The 17,218-nt window shown below is 63.6% G+C and carries 15 protein-coding genes; 1 reads left to right on the top strand and 14 read right to left on the bottom strand.

The features are described 5' to 3' along the window. Nucleotides 1–73 precede the first annotated feature (73 nt). Nucleotides 74–2,386 carry a coiled-coil domain-containing protein gene (locus LZ518_RS02735; protein ID WP_249914506.1) on the top strand — a complete coding sequence of 771 codons (2,313 nt, stop codon included), beginning with the start codon at nt 74–76 and terminating at the stop codon, nt 2,384–2,386. A gap of 9 nt (nt 2,387–2,395) precedes the next feature. Here the strand turns inward: LZ518_RS02735 and LZ518_RS02730 are convergent, their stop codons facing one another. From LZ518_RS02730 to LZ518_RS02665, 14 genes are all read right to left on the bottom strand, one after another. Further along, nucleotides 2,396–2,656: a DUF1467 family protein gene (locus LZ518_RS02730; RefSeq protein WP_249914505.1), complete on the bottom strand. Its 261-nt coding sequence runs from the start codon at nt 2,654–2,656 to the stop codon at nt 2,396–2,398. Next, nucleotides 2,653–4,293 (bottom strand): ribonuclease J, encoded by a 1,641-nt coding sequence (locus tag LZ518_RS02725; RefSeq protein ID WP_249914504.1) that lies wholly within the window; start codon nt 4,291–4,293, stop codon nt 2,653–2,655. Before LZ518_RS02725 ends, LZ518_RS02730 begins: the two co-directional genes overlap by 4 nt. Then, complete coding sequence (locus tag LZ518_RS02720; RefSeq protein ID WP_249914503.1) at nt 4,290–5,066, bottom strand: type III pantothenate kinase; 777 nt, start codon at nt 5,064–5,066, stop codon at nt 4,290–4,292. The genes LZ518_RS02725 and LZ518_RS02720 overlap by 4 nt, the downstream gene beginning before the upstream one ends. A gap of 39 nt (nt 5,067–5,105) precedes the next feature. Beyond that, on the bottom strand, nt 5,106–5,780 hold the full coding sequence (locus LZ518_RS02715; RefSeq protein ID WP_348538691.1) for a biotin--[acetyl-CoA-carboxylase] ligase: 675 nt from the start codon (nt 5,778–5,780) through the stop codon (nt 5,106–5,108). An 11-nt stretch (nt 5,781–5,791) separates the two neighbouring features. After that, nucleotides 5,792–7,228: an NADH-quinone oxidoreductase subunit NuoN gene (nuoN, locus tag LZ518_RS02710; protein WP_249914501.1), complete on the bottom strand. Its 1,437-nt coding sequence runs from the start codon at nt 7,226–7,228 to the stop codon at nt 5,792–5,794. Next, nucleotides 7,228–8,751, bottom strand: a complete 1,524-nt coding sequence (locus tag LZ518_RS02705; RefSeq protein WP_249916480.1) for an NADH-quinone oxidoreductase subunit M — start codon at nt 8,749–8,751, stop codon at nt 7,228–7,230. Before LZ518_RS02705 ends, nuoN begins: the two co-directional genes overlap by 1 nt. Nucleotides 8,752–8,864: 113 nt before the next feature. Next, the gene (gene nuoL, locus LZ518_RS02700) at nt 8,865–10,916 is read right to left on the bottom strand and encodes an NADH-quinone oxidoreductase subunit L (RefSeq protein WP_249914500.1); all 2,052 of its coding nucleotides are present in this window, start codon (nt 10,914–10,916) and stop codon (nt 8,865–8,867) included. Then, nucleotides 10,916–11,221 carry an NADH-quinone oxidoreductase subunit NuoK gene (nuoK, locus tag LZ518_RS02695; protein ID WP_249914499.1) on the bottom strand — a complete coding sequence of 102 codons (306 nt, stop codon included), beginning with the start codon at nt 11,219–11,221 and terminating at the stop codon, nt 10,916–10,918. Before nuoK ends, nuoL begins: the two co-directional genes overlap by 1 nt. Before the next feature lie 118 nt (nt 11,222–11,339). Next, on the bottom strand, nt 11,340–11,945 hold the full coding sequence (locus LZ518_RS02690; protein ID WP_249914498.1) for an NADH-quinone oxidoreductase subunit J: 606 nt from the start codon (nt 11,943–11,945) through the stop codon (nt 11,340–11,342). 158 nt (nt 11,946–12,103) lie between these two features. After that, nucleotides 12,104–12,586, bottom strand: a complete 483-nt coding sequence (nuoI, locus tag LZ518_RS02685) for an NADH-quinone oxidoreductase subunit NuoI (RefSeq protein ID WP_249914497.1) — start codon at nt 12,584–12,586, stop codon at nt 12,104–12,106. Beyond that, complete coding sequence (gene nuoH, locus LZ518_RS02680; protein ID WP_249914496.1) at nt 12,583–13,653, bottom strand: NADH-quinone oxidoreductase subunit NuoH; 1,071 nt, start codon at nt 13,651–13,653, stop codon at nt 12,583–12,585. Before nuoH ends, nuoI begins: the two co-directional genes overlap by 4 nt. After that, nucleotides 13,650–15,656 (bottom strand): NADH-quinone oxidoreductase subunit NuoG, encoded by a 2,007-nt coding sequence (gene nuoG, locus LZ518_RS02675; protein ID WP_249914495.1) that lies wholly within the window; start codon nt 15,654–15,656, stop codon nt 13,650–13,652. Before nuoG ends, nuoH begins: the two co-directional genes overlap by 4 nt. Before the next feature lie 105 nt (nt 15,657–15,761). Continuing rightward, nucleotides 15,762–17,069 (bottom strand): NADH-quinone oxidoreductase subunit NuoF, encoded by a 1,308-nt coding sequence (nuoF, locus tag LZ518_RS02670; RefSeq protein WP_249914494.1) that lies wholly within the window; start codon nt 17,067–17,069, stop codon nt 15,762–15,764. After that, on the bottom strand, nt 17,066–17,218 hold the full coding sequence (locus tag LZ518_RS02665; protein ID WP_249914493.1) for a hypothetical protein: 153 nt from the start codon (nt 17,216–17,218) through the stop codon (nt 17,066–17,068). Before LZ518_RS02665 ends, nuoF begins: the two co-directional genes overlap by 4 nt.

Genomic DNA, 17,218 nt, shown 5'->3' with positions numbered 1-17,218 from the left:
GTCCCAATTTCTAGCCTCGACTGTGCCCATTTGTCGCTTTCGCCTGACAACAAAGGTGGTAAACTCCCCGATCATGAGCACCAACCCGTACCGCGCCCAGGGCAATCGCTATCCCGAAGACCGGGATGACCCAACTCCGGTGATCGAAGGCGAAGGGGCTGGTTCGGAACCAAGTTTCAGCCGAGCGGATTGGGCCGAGATCCGCGACGTCCATGACGTTGCCAGCGAAGGCGGGCGATTGGTCCTTGGCTGGGGCCTCGGCATCCTTGCATTGCTTTGGACCGGCTACACTGCCTGGTCGGCGGGCCGGGTTCTTGCCGCTGAACCTCTGACCAGTCCGGCAATCGCGCAATGGGTCGCGATCCTGGCCGGCCCTCTGGCGCTGATGGGGTTGGTCTGGCTGATGTTCGGCCGCACGCGGCGCAAGGAAGCGGAGAAATTCACGCGCTCGGTAATCGCGATGCGCAAGGAAGCGCGCTCGCTGCAGGATATTTTGGCGGCGCTGTCGCACCAGATTGCCGAGAATCATCGCACGCTCGGGGTCATGGCCGGCGACTTGATGGGCCTCGGTGACCAGGCTGCCACCCGGTTGGGGGCGATCACCGCCGACTTGAATCGCGGATCGCAGACGTTGGCCGAACATGGCGCGGCGCTGGATCGGGCGGCGGAATCGGCACGTACCGATATCGGCGTACTTCTGACCGACCTGCCGCAGGCCGAGGAAACTACCCGGCGAATGGCTGATACGCTGCGCCAGGCTGGCCAGGCCGCGATCGAACAGGCCGGCGGGTTTGAATCCCAGGTCTCGAGCCTTTCCGCGCACGCACAGCAGGCCGATTCCATCGTTCGCGAAGCGTCCGAACGGTTGCTTGCAAGCCTCGCCAACATAGAAAGTGCCGGTGCGGTCGCCACGCAGCGAGTAACAGAAGTCCGCACCGAAACCAGCGCCACTGTCGACGCGTTGCTTGCTCGATCCGCTGAAGCCTTGACCGAAATTCGTACGGGCATCGATGCCCAGGCCGCTGCCATTTCCGCCCTTGTCGCCCAGAGCCAGGCGAGCATCGGCCGCGCCGGCATGGACGCATCGGAACTTCTTGGCGAACGGCTGACCCATGCCGGCTCCGCGCTCGACGGCCTGAGTTCCCGCATTGCCGAGCAGGAGCGCGCTTCGCAGCGGCTGATAGCCGATCTCGACAGCGGAATGGCTGCCCTTGACGAGCGGTTCCTGGACCTTGCTCGTTCAGGCGACGAGCGCGCGAGCCATGTGCAGACCGCATTGGGCCGCCTGCGGGGCGAGCTTGAAGCCCTCTCGTCGGCGACGGCGGGCCACGACAACAGCCTCGATGGGCTGGCCGACCGATCCGAGCGGCTGCGCGAAGGTCTCGATCGGCTTGGCGCGGTGTTGTCGGGAGAGATGATCGCGACCCTCGGGGAAGCCGAAGCAGGTGCGGCTCGGATGCTGGCGTCGGCAGAAGCTGCGCGGCCCCATGTCGAGCAAATGCGCGATGCCTCGATCGAAGCGCAGAGCCGGATCGAATCGAGTGCATCGATCGTCGAGCATCAGCAGGACCGCTTGGCCACGCTGATGACCTCGGTTGACCTTGGCGTCCGCCAGGCGGAGGAGCGGCTCGCCGAGCTTGGCGCCGCCATTGCATCCGCCAGCGACGAAGCCAATCGCCTGTCGAGCGAGACCGGACCGGCGCTGGTCGAGGCCCTGGTGCGGGTCAAGGAAACCGCTGCCCATGCCGCCGATCGAGCCCGCGAAGCGATCGCCAAGGTTATTCCGGAGTGCGCCGGCGAACTCAGCGAGCAGACCCGCATCGCATTGGAAAAGGCGGTTCGCGACAGCGTCGAGTCCAAGCTGGCCGAACTCGACCAGGTTGCCGGGCGGGCGGTGGAAACGGCGCGCGAAGCTTCGGACCGGCTGACCGCGCAAATGTTGTCGATCGGACAAAGCGCCGCCGCGCTCGAAGCGCATATCGAGCGCAACCGGGAAGCCCAGATGAAGGACAGCGGCGAAGACTTCGCCCGCCGCGTCTCGCTGCTGATCGACTCCATGCATTCGGCGTCGATCGATGTGCAGAAAATCCTCAGCGACGAAGTCGATGACAAGGCCTGGAACCACTATCTGAAGGGCAATCGCGGGGTGTTCACCCGCCGCGCGGTCCGGCTGTTGGATGGAGCGGAAAGCCGCGGCATCGCGGCCCATTATGAGTCCGATCCCGAGTTCCAGAACGCGGTCAATCATTATGTCCACGATTTCGAAGCGATGCTCAGGCGCGTGCTGGCCGAGCGCGATGGCGGGATGATCGCGGTGACATTGATGTCGAGCGATATGGGCAAGCTCTACGCAGCGCTGGCGCAGGCGGTGGAGAAGCGCCGCTAAGTCTCTACGTCAATTGTAGAAGTCGAGATCGTCGGTGGTGATCCAGCCGAACTTGTAGTTGGCGACATAAAGCGCCGTCAGCAGGCAAGCGACCAGCGCCGCCCTAAGCAGATGGCGCGGCAGGTCGAACCTGTGTGGTGCGCTATCCGCCTGGCCCGGCACTCGTTCGGCGCCGACTTCCTCGTGGGTCCGCACCCCGAATGGCAACAGCAGGAAAGCGGAAAAGCAGAACACGAGGAAATAAATCGCCAGGACCGAGGTCCATTTCATTGGGCAACCTCGACCAGCATCACTTCCACCACCGGCTTTTTTCCGGTCCAAAGCGTGGCGCAGCGGCGCACCGCCAACCGTACAGCCTCGCGCAGTTTCTCCACGTCTCGCGTCGGTTCGTAAGCGCGCTCCGCGGCGTCGGTCGCGTCGGCAAGGAAATCGTCGCGATCCTCTTCGATCGGAACGCCGAACGGCCGCACCAGCACCCTGCCGGCCAACCGACCTTCCCCGTCGACCGGCACCGCGACGGTGATCAGGCCGTTGATTGCAATCTTGCGGCGCTCATTGATGGTCGATCCATCGGCGGGAAGAATTACATCCCCGTCGAGCACCAGCCGCCCGATCCGTTCCTCGCCAATCTTCTCCGGGCCATCAGGCGCAAGGCGAATGAGATCGCCGTTGCGTTGCACCACGGCGTGCGGAATGCCCTGTGCCAGGCCGAAGCGCGCCTGCTCCCGCATGTGGCGAATCTCACCGTGGACCGGAACCAGGATTTGCGGCCGGATCCACCGGTACATGGCCTCGAGCTCGGGCCGGCCCGGATGTCCGGAAACGTGGACATGTGCCTGGCGGTCGGTGACGATCAGCGTCCCGATATCGCTAAGCGCGTTCATGATCCGGCCGATGGCGATTTCGTTGCCGGGAATCTGCTTCGAAGAGAAGATTACCGTGTCGCCTTCGACAAGTTTCAGCTCATGCTGGCCGAATGCGATCCGGGCCAGCGCGGCACGGGCTTCGCCCTGCCCCCCCGTAGCGATGATCAGCAGTTCCTGCTTGGGCAGCATCATCGCTTCATCGAACCGAACCGGCTCGGGGAAGTCGCGTAGATAACCGGTCGCCTTGGCGACCTTGAGAATGCGGTCGAGGCTTCGTCCGGCAACGCACACCCGGCGGCCCGTTTCCAGCGCAACCCTGCCGATCGTTTCCAGCCGGGCTGCATTGGATGCGAAGGTGGTAACCAGCACCCGCCCCTTGGCCTTCATTACGGCTTCGAGCAGCCCGGCATGAACACCGGATTCGCTACCCGATGCCTTGTCCTGAAAAACGTTGGTTGAATCGCACACCAGCGCGAGCACGCCGGCATCGCCGATCCCGGCCATCGTCTCGGCCGAGCTGGGCAAGCCGAGCACGGGCGTTTCGTCAATTTTCCAGTCGCCGGTGTGGAAAATATTGCCGAACGGGGTTTCGATCATCAGGCCGTTGCCTTCGGGGATCGAATGGGCAAGCGGCACATAGGTCACCCGGAACGGATCGAGGTCGATGGTTCCGCCGCGCTCGATGATGCGCAAAGCGACCTGCCCGGTCAGGCCTTCCTCTTCCAGCTTGCCGGCGATCAGCCCCGCCGTGAACGGCGTCGCATAGAGTGGAACTTTCAAATCGGCGGCGAGGTAGGGCAGCGCACCGATATGATCCTCGTGGCCGTGGGTCAGGACGATCCCGACCAAATCGTCCATCCGCTGTTCGATGAATTCCAGGTCGGGCAGGATCAGATCGACGCCCGGATAATCGGTATCGGCGAAGGTCAGCCCAAGGTCCGCCATCAGCCATTTGCCGCGGCAGCCGTAGAGATTGACGTTCATGCCGATCTCGCCCGACCCGCCCAGGGCCAGGAACAGCAGCTCTTCTCCCGGTGTCATTTGCCGGCCCGCAGAGCCAGCAACGCCAGTCCCTGAACGGTGAGGTCGGGCTCGATCACGTCAAATACATCCGTATGCTTGTCGAACAGGATGGCGAGGCCGCCGGTCGCAATTACGGTCACCGGCCGCCCAATCTCGGCCTTCATCCGCGCAACCAGGCCCTCGATCATTGCCACATATCCCCAATAAACGCCGATAAGCATCTGCGTTTCCGTGGTTCGCCCGATGACAGTCTCTTCTTCCGGCGCGGAAATCGCGATGCGCGGCAGCCTCGCCGCCGCTCCGACCAGCGCATCGAGGCTGAGGTTGATGCCCGGCGCAATGATCCCGCCCTTATAGGCTCCCGAAAAATCGACTGCATCGAAGGTGGTCGCCGTGCCAAAATCGATGACGATCAAGTCGCCCTTGTGCTTTGTATGCGCGGCGATGGTATTGAGCGCCCGGTCGGCGCCCACGCTTTGCGGCTCATCGACGTCGAGCGCGATGGGCCATTCTGCCTTGCCCTGTCCGGCAATCAGTGGTTCGACCTTGAAATATTTGGTCGCCAGCACCTGCAGATTGTGCAGCGCGCGCGGCACGACCGTGCCGATGATCACCTGGCTGACATCGCCGTGGCCATAGCCTTCCAGTTCGAGCAGCTGGTGGAGCCAGACCGCATATTCGTCGGCGGTCCGGCGCGGATCCGTGGCGATCCGCCAACGCGTCCTGATCTCCTCCCCGTCGACCAGGGCGAAGACGCAATTTGTATTACCGGCATCGATCGCGAGCAGCATGGGCGCCTCCCTAGCCTTCCTTGCCTGACATGGCGAGCGTCACGCCAGCGTGACATCGCCGGCGCGGACGATGTCGATCATCCCGTCGCGCTTCAGCCGCATTGCCCCATCCGGTTCGATCCCGTCGAAGGTTCCCGCGACACTTTCGCCTGAACCGCTATGCACTTCCAGCGGCGTTCCGACCGGATGAGCACGGGCCAACCAGGCCTGGGCGAATTGCACCGGGTCCGACGCGCGCCAGGCGGCCAGCAATTGGGCGAATTTGCCGGCAAGGAGCGGCGCGAATGACTGCGGCGCTATAACCGCGCCCAGGTCGGCGGTCTTGCGGCCCTCGATCCTTGGCGCCTTGGCCAGGTTTGCGCCGAACCCGACGACGATCCGGTCGCCCGAGCGCTCGAGCAGTATCCCGGCAAGCTTGGCATCGCCAAGCATCAGATCGTTGGGCCATTTGAGCGAGGCCGGCACAGCAGGAGCCGCGATGTCGACCGCCTCAATCAGCGCCAGTCCCGCTACCAGCGCCAACGAAGGCGCCGGTGGATCGGCCGCCCGCAGCTGGACCAGGGTCGAACCGGTGAAATTGCCCTCGATCGATTGCCAGGCGCGGCCCTGACGTCCCTTGCCGGCGTCCTGTCGCAGCGCAACCAGCCAATCACCCTCGATCGCCTGGGTGTCGCCCAGCAATGCACTATTGGTTGAGCCGAGCCTTTCGACGATGCGGATTCGGCTCAGAACAGGCTTCCCGCGGCGTTGTTGGTCAGCGTCGCGATCGGATCGATCAAGGCATAGCCGAGCGGCGAGACGATCAGCGCCGCGAGCAGGATCAGCACGCCTTCGACGTTGGCCCGCCCCTTGGCGTAAGGCGGCCCGCTGGGTGCATCGAAATACATCACCTTGACGATGCGCAGGTAATAATAAGCGCCGATCACCGTACCGAGGATGCCGAACACCGCCAGCATGTTGAAGCCCTCAGCCACCGCCGCCTGGAACACCAGCAGCTTCGGCCAGAAGCCGAAGAAGGGCGGGAGGCCAGCGAGACTCCACATGAAGGTCGCCATCGCTGCGGCAAGTCCCGGGCGGGTCTGGGCCAGCCCCGACAGGCTGTCGATCGATTCGAGATATTCGCCATCTTCTCCCCGCATGCGCTGCACGCAGAGGAAGGCGCCAAGCGTCATCACGACATAGATGGCCATATAGAACAGCACCGCGCTGGCACCGGCAGTGCCGCCCGCGACCAGGCCGATCAGCGCGAAGCCGACATTGTTGATCGACGAATAGGCCAGCAGCCGCTTGATGTTGGTCTGGCCATATGCGGCGACCGCACCGAGCATGATCGAAGCCAAAGCCGCGAAAATCATGATCTGCCGCCAGGCGTCGATCGCCGGTCCCAGCGCATCGAGGCAGACGCGGACCCCAAGTAGCACCGCCGCGACCTTGGGCGCCGACGCGAAGAAGGCAGTGACCGGCGTGGGGGCACCCTCGTAGACGTCTGGCGTCCACATGTGGAACGGCACCGCGCTGATCTTGAACGCCAAGCCGGCAAGCAGGAACACCAGGCCGAACAACAGGCCGATCGATTGGGTGCCTTCCCGGGCAAACGCCGCGGCGACACCTTCGAACTGGGCGGTGCCGGTAAAGCCGTAGAGCAGCGAAATCCCGTACAGCATGATGCCCGAGGCAAGCGCGCCGAGGACAAAATATTTGAGGCCCGCTTCGGCCGACCGCTCGTCGGTGCGGCGATAGGACGCCAGCACATAAGCGGCGAGGCTGTTCAGTTCGACGCCGACGTAAAGGGTCACAAGGCTGGTCGCCGAAACCATAACCGACATGCCAACCGCGGCCATCAGCACCAGCACCGGATATTCGGCGCCATGCTCGAAATCGCGCTCGAACCAGCTGTGCGCCATGACGATCGCCACCGCCGCGCAAAGGTAGATGATCAGCTTGCCGAGTGCGCCAAAGCCGTCGGCCGCCAATTGCCCGCCGAACAGCATGCCGGCGCTTTGTGGCGGACCGATCAGCGACACGCAGGCTACGAGCAAAAGCGCAACCGAAGCCCAGCTGGTCAACGCGCTGCCGCGACGGCCGACAAAGGCAGCGACCATCATCAGCGCGATCGAGCCGATCGTCAGGATGAGTTCGGGAAGGATCGGTGCGAGGTTCATCAATGCGCTTCCGCATGGGCTGGGGTGGCGGCGGGCTTGCCGGCAGTGAGATGCGCGTCACCCGGCGGGGCGGCGCGCTCGACCCGCTCGATCAGCCGGCCGACATCGGCACGGATCGGCCGCAGGAAGCTTTCCGGATAGACGCCCATCCAGAACACCGCTGCCGCGATTGGGCCCAGCAGCCACAGCTCACGCATGTTGAGGTCGGTCATCGCGGCCGCGTCTGCATGAACCAGCTTGCCGAAGCAGATGCGCCAGTAAAGATAGAGCATGTAGCAGGCGCCGAGGATGATGCCGGTCGTGGCGACGATGCCCGCCCAGCTCGACACGGCGTAGGTTCCGACCAGGGACAGGAATTCGCCGACGAAGCCGCTGGTGCCGGGAAGTCCGACGCTGGCCATGGTGAAGATCATGAACAGCAGCGCATATTTCGGCATATTGTCGCTAAGGCCGCCGTAGCGCGCGATCTCGCGGGTATGCAGCCGATCGTAGATTACGCCGACGCACAGGAACAATGCGCCCGACACCAGGCCGTGGCTCAGCATCACCAGCATCGCGCCTTCGATGCCCTGGCGATTGAAGGTGAACAGGCCGAAGGTGACGAACGCCATGTGCGCGACCGACGAATAGGCGATCAGCTTCTTCATGTCGGTCTGGGCCAGCGCGATCAGCGAGGTCACGACCACGGCGATGCCGGAAAGCGCATAGACGAACGGGATGAAGGCATTCGACGCTTCCGGGAACATCGGCAGCGAAAAGCGGATAAAGCCGTATCCGCCCATCTTCAGCAGCACGCCGGCTAGGATTACCGACCCGGCGGTTGGCGCCTGGACGTGGGCGTCGGGAAGCCAGGTGTGGACCGGCCACATCGGCATCTTGACCGCGAATGAGGCAAAGAAGGCCAGCCACAGCCACCATTGCAGGCTGGGGTCGAAATCATAGGCCATCAGCGCCGGGATCGAGGTGGTGCCGGACTTCAGGATCATCACCAGCATGGCGATCAGCATCAGCACCGATCCGGCCAGCGTGTAGAGGAAGAATTTGTAGCTCGCCTTGATCCGCTCGACGCCGCCCCAAATGCCGATGATCAGGTACATCGGGATCAGACCGGCTTCGAAGAAGATGTAGAACAGCAGCAAATCCTGCGCGGTGAACACGCCAATCATCAGCGACTGCATGATCAGGAACGATGCCATATATTCCGGCACCCGCTTGTCGATCGCCTTCCAACTCGCACCGATGCAGATCGGCATCAGGAACAGGGTCAGCTCGATCAGCACCAGCGCGATGCCGTCGATCCCCATCGCCCATGCGACTCCGCCGCCGATCGGATGAAATTCGGTGAATTGCCACTGCGGGCCATCGGCGTTGAACGCGGTCCATAGCCAGACGCCTAGGCCCAGGCTGACGAGCGTGGTGATCAGCGCATTCCAGCGGGCTCCATTGGCCGACTGGAACAGGGCGAGGACGCCGGCGACGAGCGGCAGCAGGACCAGGATGGAAAGGATGGGAAGATTGGCCAGCACCTAGCGGTCTCCCCACAACCGTTCGTGCCGAGCGAAGTCGAGGCACGTTGGTGCTCTGGTCCCTCGGCTACGCTCGGGACGAACGGAACTTAATTGGATGCCCAACGCGCTCATTTCACCCACCAGAAGACCCAGGTCGCGGCGCCGATCAGGCCGAGCAGCATCACCAGGGCGTAGCTATAGACATATCCGTTCTGCAGCCGCGCGGTGATGCGGTTGCCGACGCCGACCGCATAGGCGGCGCCGTGCGGGCCGAACCGGTCGATAATCTGCTCGTCGCCGCCCTTCCAGAACAGGCGGCCCAGCCACATCGCCGGACGGACGAAAATGACGTCGTAGAGCTCGTCGAAATACCATTTGTGCATCAGGAAGCGGTGCAGGTGCGGGAACATGGCGACGAATGCCGCCGGCGCTTCCGGTTTCACGATGTAATTGCGATAGGCGATGGCGAGCCCGATCAGCATTACCGTGAACGGCGACCATTTCACCCAGTCCGGAACCTCGTGCATCGCATGGGCCAGATGTTCGCTGAAGGCGACGCTGCCGCGCCAGAACTCCGGTCCGCCTTCGGGCTGGATGAAGCTGTGGTTGAACAGGAAACCGGCGAATATCGCGCCCACTGACAACAGTACCAGCGGCAGCAGGATGACCCACGGGCTCTCGTGCGGGTGATAGCCGGCCGTGCCCTCGACCTTGGCGCAGCCATGGTCGGCGGCGCTATCATGATCCGACGCGATTTCGCCCGCGTCTTCATGAACATGATGAACCGCATGCTGGATGTGCTCGCTACCCGCCCAGCGCGGCTTGCCATAGAAAGTCAGGAAGATCAGGCGCCAGCTGTAGAAGCTGGTCAGAAGCGCCGCGAACACGCCGAGGAAATAGGCGACATGGCCGTGCACCGTGCCGCTGGCAAAGGCGCTCTCGATGATCGCGTCCTTCGAATGATATCCAGCGAAGCCAATCCCGAACAGGCCGACGCCGGTGATCGCCAGCGTGCCGGCAATCATCGTCCAGAAGGTGATCGGGATCTCCTTACGGAGCGCGCCGTAATAACGCATGTCCTGCTCATGGTGCATGGCATGGATCACCGAGCCCGCGCCGAGGAACAGCAGCGCCTTGAAGAAAGCGTGGGTGAACAGGTGGAACATGGCCGCGCCATAGGCGCCGACGCCGGCCGCGAAGAACATGTAACCGAGCTGCGAGCAGGTCGAATAGGCGATCACCCGCTTGATGTCGTTCTGGACCGTTCCGACGGTGGCGGCGAAGATCGCCGTGGCGGCGCCGACATAGGTGACGACGGTCATCGCGGTGCCGCTGGTCTCGAACATCGGCGACAGGCGGCAGACCATGAACACGCCGGCGGTGACCATCGTCGCGGCGTGGATCAGCGCACTTACCGGTGTCGGACCCTCCATCGCGTCGGGCAGCCAGGTGTGCAGGCCAAGCTGGGCCGACTTGCCGCAGGCGCCGACGAACAGCAACAGGCACAGCAGGGTCATGGTGTCGACCCGCATGCCGGCAAATCCGATGGTCGATCCGGCCATTCCGGGAGCTGCCGCGAGGATCGCCGGGATCGACACGGTGCCGAACACCAGGAAGGTGCCGAAGATGCCGAGCGAGAAGCCGAAATCGCCGACGCGGTTGACCACGAACGCCTTCAGCGCCGCAGCGTTGGCGGAGGGCTTGTGATACCAGAATCCGATGAGCAGGTAGGAAGCGAGGCCGACACCTTCCCATCCGAAGAACATCTGAACCAGGCTGTCGGCGGTAACCAGCATCAGCATGGCGAAGCTGAACAGCGAGAGATAGGCGAAGAAGCGAGGCTGGCCCGGGTCTTCTTCCATATAGCCCCAGCTGTAGAGGTGGACGAGGCTCGACACCGTCGTCACCACCACCAGCATTACCGCGGTCAGCGTATCGACGCGCAGCGCCCAATCGACGTTCATCGCGCCGCTTTCGATGAACTTCAGCACCGGTACGACGATCGGTTCGCCCGATCCTGCGACATAGCTCAGGAAAATCGGCCAGCTCAGCACCGCGCCGATCATCAGCGCGCCGGTGGTGACGATCTTTGACGCGGTCTTGCCGATCGCGCGGCCGCCTAGGCCCGCGACGATCGCGGCAAGGAGCGGCAGGAAGACAATGAAGAGTACTGGGTGCATCAGCCGCGCATCCGGTTGACATCGTCGACCGCGATCGAACCGCGGCGACGGAAGAAAATGACGAGGATCGCCAAACCGATTGCGGCCTCGGCCGCGGCTACGGTCAACACGAACATGGCGAATACCTGGCCGGTCAAATCGCCGAGGAAAGCACTGAAGGCGACCAGGTTGATATTGACTGCCAGCAGGATGAGCTCGATCGCCATCAGCATCAGGATGATGTTGCGGCGATTGAGGAAGATGCCGAGCACGCCAAGCGTGAACAGGATCGCCGCGACGGCGAGATAATGGGTCAGGCCGATCATGCCGGATTGCCTTCGTGGCTATTCGTCACCCCAGCGAAGGCTGGGGCCCATGTTGGACCGCACTGCCCAGCTTCCAAGACATGGATGCCAGCCTTCGCCGGCACGACGGCCGTGAGGCTCATAGCTTGACGCCCTTTCCGACAGCTGGCTGTTCCAGCTTGATCGCTTCGTCGGGTCGCCTGTCGACCTGCTTCCACACCTTCTGGCCGCGCACGTCGCCGCGGCTGCGATGGGTCAGCACGATCGCGCCGATCATCGCCACCAGCAGGATGAGGCCGGCGATTTCGAACGGGAACAGGAAGCGGCTGTAAAGCAGCTCGCCGATCGCCTCGATATTGGGCTGCGTCCCGGCCGCAGGCTGGATATTGCCGGTTACCGGGCCCGCCTTCCACGCCGACACGGCGACGATCATCTCGGCCAGCAGCACCAGTGCCACCAGCAATCCGAACGGCAGGTTCTTGGTGAAGCCGGACCGCAGCTGCGCGAAGTCGATATTGAGCATCATGACGATGAACAGGAACAGCACCGCAACCGCCCCGACGTAGACGATCACCAGCAACATGGCGATGAATTCGGCCCCCAGGATCAGCATCAGGCCGGCCGCATTGAAAAAGGCCATGATCAGCCACAGCACGCTGTGAACCGGGTTGCGCGCGAAGATCACCAGCACCGCCGAAGCGATGGTCAGCGTAGCGAACAGGTAAAAGGCGAAGATTGCGATCATGACGGCTCCCTCAAGCCGTCACCCCAGCGAAGGCTGGGGCCCAGGTCGACGCATGCCACTGCGCTCGATGCGCAACCGCAATGACATGGATGCCAGCCTTCGCTGGCACGACGATGGAAGGTCACGGATGGTCCCTGTTTGAACAAGTGCGCCCGCCCCTATCTATACGCCGCATCGGCGGCAAGGTTGGCGGCAATCGCCTGTTCCCAGCGGTCGCCATTCTCGAGCAGTTTGACCTTGTCGTAGAGCAATTCCTCGCGAGTTTCGGTGGCGAACTCCAGGTTCGGCCCTTCGACAATCGCATCGACCGGGCAGGCCTCGGCGCACAGGCCGCAATAGATGCACTTCACCATGTCGATGTCGTAGCGGGTGGTGCGGCGGCTGCCGTCCTCGCGCGGCTCGGCTTCGATGGTGATCGCCTGCGCCGGGCAGATCGCCTCGCACAGCTTGCAGGCGATGCAGCGCTCTTCGCCGTTCGGGTAGCGGCGCAGCGCATGCTCGCCGCGGAAGCGGGGCGAAGTCGGCGTCTTCTCGTAGGGATAGTTGATCGTCGCCTTGGGCTTGAAGAAATACTTCAAGGTCAGGGCATGCGCCCTGACGAATTCCCATAGCGTGAAAGCCTTGATGGTCCGCGCGATCATGCCGCTACTCCGTACCTGGTCCACATCAGCCAGCCGCTGATCAGCGCGACGAACAGAAGCGACAGGGGCAGGAAGATCTTCCAGCCGAGCCGCATCAGCTGGTCATAGCGGTACCTCGGCACCGTCGCCTTCACCCAGCCGAACACGAAGAAGAAGAAGCACATCTTCAGGATGAGCCACAGCCATCCGGTCGAAATGTCGGTGAAGGGGAAATGATAGAGCGGCGCCCAGTCGATCGGCGGCAGGAACCCGCCCCAGAACAGGATGGCGTTGAGTGCGCACATCAGGATGACGTTGGCATATTCGCCGAGCCAGAACAGCGCGAAGGCCATCGACGAATATTCGGTCTGGTGACCGGCGACGAGCTCGCTCTCCGCCTCGACCAGGTCGAACGGTGTGCGGAAGGTTTCTGCCATTGCGCTGATCAGGAACACCACCGCCATCGGGAACAGCAGCGGGTTGAACCCGAAGCCATTGAGGATCCCGAGGACATTGCCCTTCTGCGCCATGACAATGTCGGTCAGGTTGAAGGTGCCGGCGTAAAGTACGACGCAGATCAGCACGAAGCCGATCGACACTTCATAGCTCACCATCTGCGCGGCAGCGCGAAGCGCCGAGAAGAAGGGATATTTGCTGTTGGACGCCCAGCCGGCGATGATCACGCCGTAAACGCCGAGGCTGCTCGCGGCGAGGATGTAGAGCAGGCCGACATTGATGTCGGTCAGCACCACGCCAACGTCGAACGGCACCACCGCCCAGACGATCAGCGCGACGGTGAAGGTGATGATCGGCGCGATCAGGAACAGGCCCTTGTTGGCGCTCGACGGGATGATCGTCTCTTTCAGGAAGACCTTGAGGCCATCGGCAAAGCTTTGCAGCAGGCCCCACGGTCCGACCACGTTCGGCCCGCGGCGAAGCGCGATCGCCGCCCAGATCTTGCGCTCGGCATAGATGATCATCGCCACCGCCAGCATCAGCGGCAGGGCGATAAGCAAAATCAGGATCAGGTTGGCGATCAGCCAGCCGCCATCAGGCCCTAGCCAAGTGCCCTGGAACCACGCGGTCATTCCGCCGCCTCCGCATATTCATGGCCATGGACCAGCTCTTCCGAGCAACGGCGCATGGTCGGGCTGGCGCGGCAGATCGCGTTGGTCAGGTAGAAATCCTTGATCGGATAGCCGACCGGCCCGCTTGCCTTGGCGGCGAGCTTCGGCGGCGCCCACTTGAAGTCGATCACGCCTTCCTGGCCCAGTTCGGGCACTTGGGCGATCATCGCCGCGCGAAGCTGGTCGAACCGGTCGAACGGCAACGGCTTGCCGATGAGGTCGCTGAGCGCGCGCAGGATCGTCCAATCCTCGCGTGCATCGCCCGGCGCGAAGGCGGCGCGCTCGCTCCGCTGCACGCGGCCCTCAATGTTGACGTAGGTGCCATGCTTTTCAGCATAGGTTGCGCCCGGCAGGACGAGGTCGGCATTAGCGGCGCCCTTGTCGCCGTGGTGGCCGATGTAGACCTTGAACGCCCCCTTGAACGCATCGGCTGCGACCTCGTCCGCGCCGAGCAGAATCACCAGCTCCGGCTTCGCCTTTTCGATGTCGGCGATGCCGCCCTTCTGCGCATAGCCGAGCAGCAGGCTGGCCATCCGCGCCGCGGCGATGTGCAGCACATTGAAGCCGTTCCAGCCGTCCTTGATGAACGGTTTGGATGCCGCCAGCGCGGCGCCCAGCGCGCCTGCACCAAGCGCACCCGGACCGACGATCATCACCGGCCTGCTTGCGCCCTTGATCGCGTCGGCCGCCGCCTTGGGCAGCTTGCCGATCAGCGACAGGTCATCGCCCAGCCATTCGACCTTGTAGGTCAGGTCGACTTCCGGCCCGATCGCAAACACCTTGGCCCCGCGACGTATCGCCTTGCGAATGCGCGTGTTGACCAACGGCGCTTCCCACCGGACGTTCGATCCGACCAGCAGCACCAAATCGGCATTCTCGATCTCGGCGATCGGGGTGTTGAACCGCACCGCGGCGAGGCTGGTCACGTCATAGTCGAGCCCGGTCTGTCGCCCTTCCAGCAGGGTTGAGCCCGCGCCCGCCAGCAGCGCCTTGGCGGCATACATGGTTTCGGCGTCGAGCAGGTCGCCGGCAATCGCCGCGACCTTTTTCCCGGCCTTTTTGAACTGCTTGGCGAAGGTATCGAGCGCGTCGCCCCAGCTGGCTTCCTTGAGCTTGCCCTTGGCGTCGCGCACCCACGGACGGTCGAGCCGGTTGCGAACCAGTGCGTCGACATGGTGGCGCGTCTTGTCGTGCGCCCATTCCTCATTCACCGCATCGTTGATGCGCGGCAGGATGCGCATCACCTGGCGCTGACGGACGTCCATGCGGATGTTGGTGCCGAGCGCGTCCATCACGTCGATGCCGGGTACCTTGCGCAGCTCCCACGGCCGCGCCTCAAAGCTGTATGGCTTCGACAGCAAGGCGCCGACCGGGCAGAGGTCGACCAGATTGCCCGCCAGCTCCGACGTGAACGCCTTTTCGAGGTAGGTTGTGATCTGCGCGTCCTCGCCCCGGAATACCATGCCGATTTCCGGCGTGCCGGCCACTTCTTCGGCGAAGCGGGCGCAGCGGGTGCACTGGATGCAGCGAGTCATCGATGTCTTGACGATCGGCCCGAAATATTTGTCGTCGACCGCCCGCTTATTCTCTTCGTAGCGCGAATGGCCGCGGCCATAGGCCATCGCCTGGTCCTGCAGGTCGCATTCGCCGCCCTGGTCGCAGATCGGGCAGTCGAGCGGGTGGTTGATGAGCAGGAACTCCATCACCCCTTCCCGCGCCTTCTTGACCATTGGCGTGTCGGTCTTGATCGTTTGGCCATCCGCGGCGGGCAGCGCGCAGCTCGCCTGCGGCTTGGGCGGCCCAGGGGCAACCTCGACCAGGCACATGCGGCAATTACCGGCGATGCTCAGCCGCTCGTGGTAGCAGAAGCGCGGGATCTCCTTGCCGGCAAGCTCGCACGCCTGCAGCACGGTCGCGCCCTGCGGAACTTCAATCTCTACGCCGTCGACGGTGACTTTAGGCATTCGCAATTCCATTGTTCGTCATTGCGAGCGCAGCGAAGCAATCCAGACTGGCGCCACTGGATCGCCACGTCGCTCCGCTCCTCGCGATGACGATAAAGAAGTGGATCACTCCGCCGCCTCCCGCTCGGCGCCATGACGCTCGGCAATGCGGCGCTCGAGCTCGGGGCGATAATGGCGGATCAGGCCCTGGATCGGCCAGGCGGCCGCGTCACCAAGCGCGCAGATGGTGTGACCTTCGACCTGCTTGGTGACGTCGTACAGCTTATCGATGTCGCCGACCTGGGCATCGCCTTCGCGCAGGCGCTCCATCGTCCGCCACATCCAGCCGGTGCCCTCGCGGCAGGGTGTGCACTGGCCGCAGCTTTCATGCTTGTAGAAATAGCTGATGCGGCTGATCGCGCGGACGATGTCGGTCGACTTGTCCATGACGATGACCGCCGCGGTGCCGAGACCGGAGCCGAGTTCCTTGAGCCCGTCGAAATCCATCGGCGCATCCATGATCTGCTCGGCCGGCACCAGCGGCACCGACGATCCGCCCGGGATCACGGCAAGGAGGTTATCCCACCCGCCGCGGATGCCGCCGGCATGCTTGTCGATCAGCTCGCGAAACGGGATCGACATGGCTTCCTCGACCACGCACGGGCAGTTCACATGGCCCGAAATCTGGAACAGCTTGGTGCCTTCATTCTTCTCGCGCCCGAAGCTGGCGAACCAGGCAGCGCCGCGCCGGAGGATCGTGGGCACGACCGCGATGCTCTCGACATTGTTGACCGTGGTCGGGCAGCCGTAGAGGCCGGCGCCGGCCGGGAACGGCGGCTTCAGGCGCGGCAGGCCCTTCTTGCCTTCAAGGCTCTCCAGCATCGCCGTTTCTTCGCCGCAGATGTAGGCGCCGGCGCCACGGTGGACGAAGACGTCGAAGTCGAAGCCCGATCCGGCGGCATTCTTGCCGAGCAGGCCGGCGTCATAGGCTTCGGCGACTGCCTTCCGGAGCGCCTCGGTCTCGACGATGAATTCGCCCCGCACATAGATATAGGCCGCTCGGCAACGCATGGCGAAACCGGCAATCAGGGCGCCTTCGACCAGCTTGTGCGGGTCGTGGCGCAGGATTTCGCGGTCCTTGCAGCTGCCGGGCTCGGACTCGTCGGCATTGATCACCAGGAAGTTGGGGCGCCCGGCGGTCGGCTCCTTGGGCATGAAGCTCCACTTCATGCCGGTCGGGAAGCCGGCGCCACCACGGCCGCGCAGGCCCGACGCCTTGACCACGTCGATGATCGCGTCCTGCCCGACCTTCATCAGGTCTGCGGTCTTGTCCCAATCGCCGCGTGCCTGGCTCGACTTCAGGTCCGCACCCTGGAAGCCATAGAGGTTAGTGAAAATCCGGTCCTTGTCGGTCAGGGAGGTGATGCCGCTCATGCCTTGGGGCCTTCCAGCAGCTTCATCCCGCCGTAGACGACCAATCCGGCAAGCGCGACGCCGACCAGCAAGCCAAGAATGACGCCGATGATCTTGATGGCGATGAGGATGATGACGATCGCCACGACGGCTTTGATGATATCCTTCAT

Source organism: Sphingomonas brevis (genome assembly GCF_023516505.1).
Classification (GTDB): domain Bacteria; phylum Pseudomonadota; class Alphaproteobacteria; order Sphingomonadales; family Sphingomonadaceae; genus Sphingomicrobium; species Sphingomicrobium breve.
The sequence above is the reverse complement of the archived record's forward strand: the minus strand, read 5'-3'. Positions and strand labels throughout refer to the sequence as shown.

Excerpts from the sequence above, each read along its gene's own strand:
- LZ518_RS02725 (WP_249914504.1), bottom strand. The coding sequence starts at position 4,293 with ATGACACCGGGAGAAGAGCTGCTGTTCCTGGCCCTGGGCGGGTCGGGC.
- LZ518_RS02730 (WP_249914505.1), bottom strand. The coding sequence starts at position 2,656 with ATGAAATGGACCTCGGTCCTGGCGATTTATTTCCTCGTGTTCTGCTTT.
- nuoL (WP_249914500.1), bottom strand. The coding sequence starts at position 10,916 with ATGCACCCAGTACTCTTCATTGTCTTCCTGCCGCTCCTTGCCGCGATC.
- nuoK (WP_249914499.1), bottom strand. The coding sequence starts at position 11,221 with ATGATCGGCCTGACCCATTATCTCGCCGTCGCGGCGATCCTGTTCACG.
- LZ518_RS02690 (WP_249914498.1), bottom strand. The coding sequence starts at position 11,945 with ATGATCGCAATCTTCGCCTTTTACCTGTTCGCTACGCTGACCATCGCT.
- LZ518_RS02735 (WP_249914506.1), top strand. The coding sequence starts at position 74 with ATGAGCACCAACCCGTACCGCGCCCAGGGCAATCGCTATCCCGAAGAC.
- nuoG (WP_249914495.1), bottom strand. The coding sequence starts at position 15,656 with ATGCCTAAAGTCACCGTCGACGGCGTAGAGATTGAAGTTCCGCAGGGC.
- LZ518_RS02665 (WP_249914493.1), bottom strand. The coding sequence starts at position 17,218 with ATGAAGGATATCATCAAAGCCGTCGTGGCGATCGTCATCATCCTCATC.
- nuoN (WP_249914501.1), bottom strand. The coding sequence starts at position 7,228 with ATGAACCTCGCACCGATCCTTCCCGAACTCATCCTGACGATCGGCTCG.
- nuoF (WP_249914494.1), bottom strand. The coding sequence starts at position 17,069 with ATGAGCGGCATCACCTCCCTGACCGACAAGGACCGGATTTTCACTAAC.
- LZ518_RS02720 (WP_249914503.1), bottom strand. The coding sequence starts at position 5,066 with ATGCTGCTCGCGATCGATGCCGGTAATACAAATTGCGTCTTCGCCCTG.
- nuoH (WP_249914496.1), bottom strand. The coding sequence starts at position 13,653 with ATGACCGCGTGGTTCCAGGGCACTTGGCTAGGGCCTGATGGCGGCTGG.
- nuoI (WP_249914497.1), bottom strand. The coding sequence starts at position 12,586 with ATGATCGCGCGGACCATCAAGGCTTTCACGCTATGGGAATTCGTCAGG.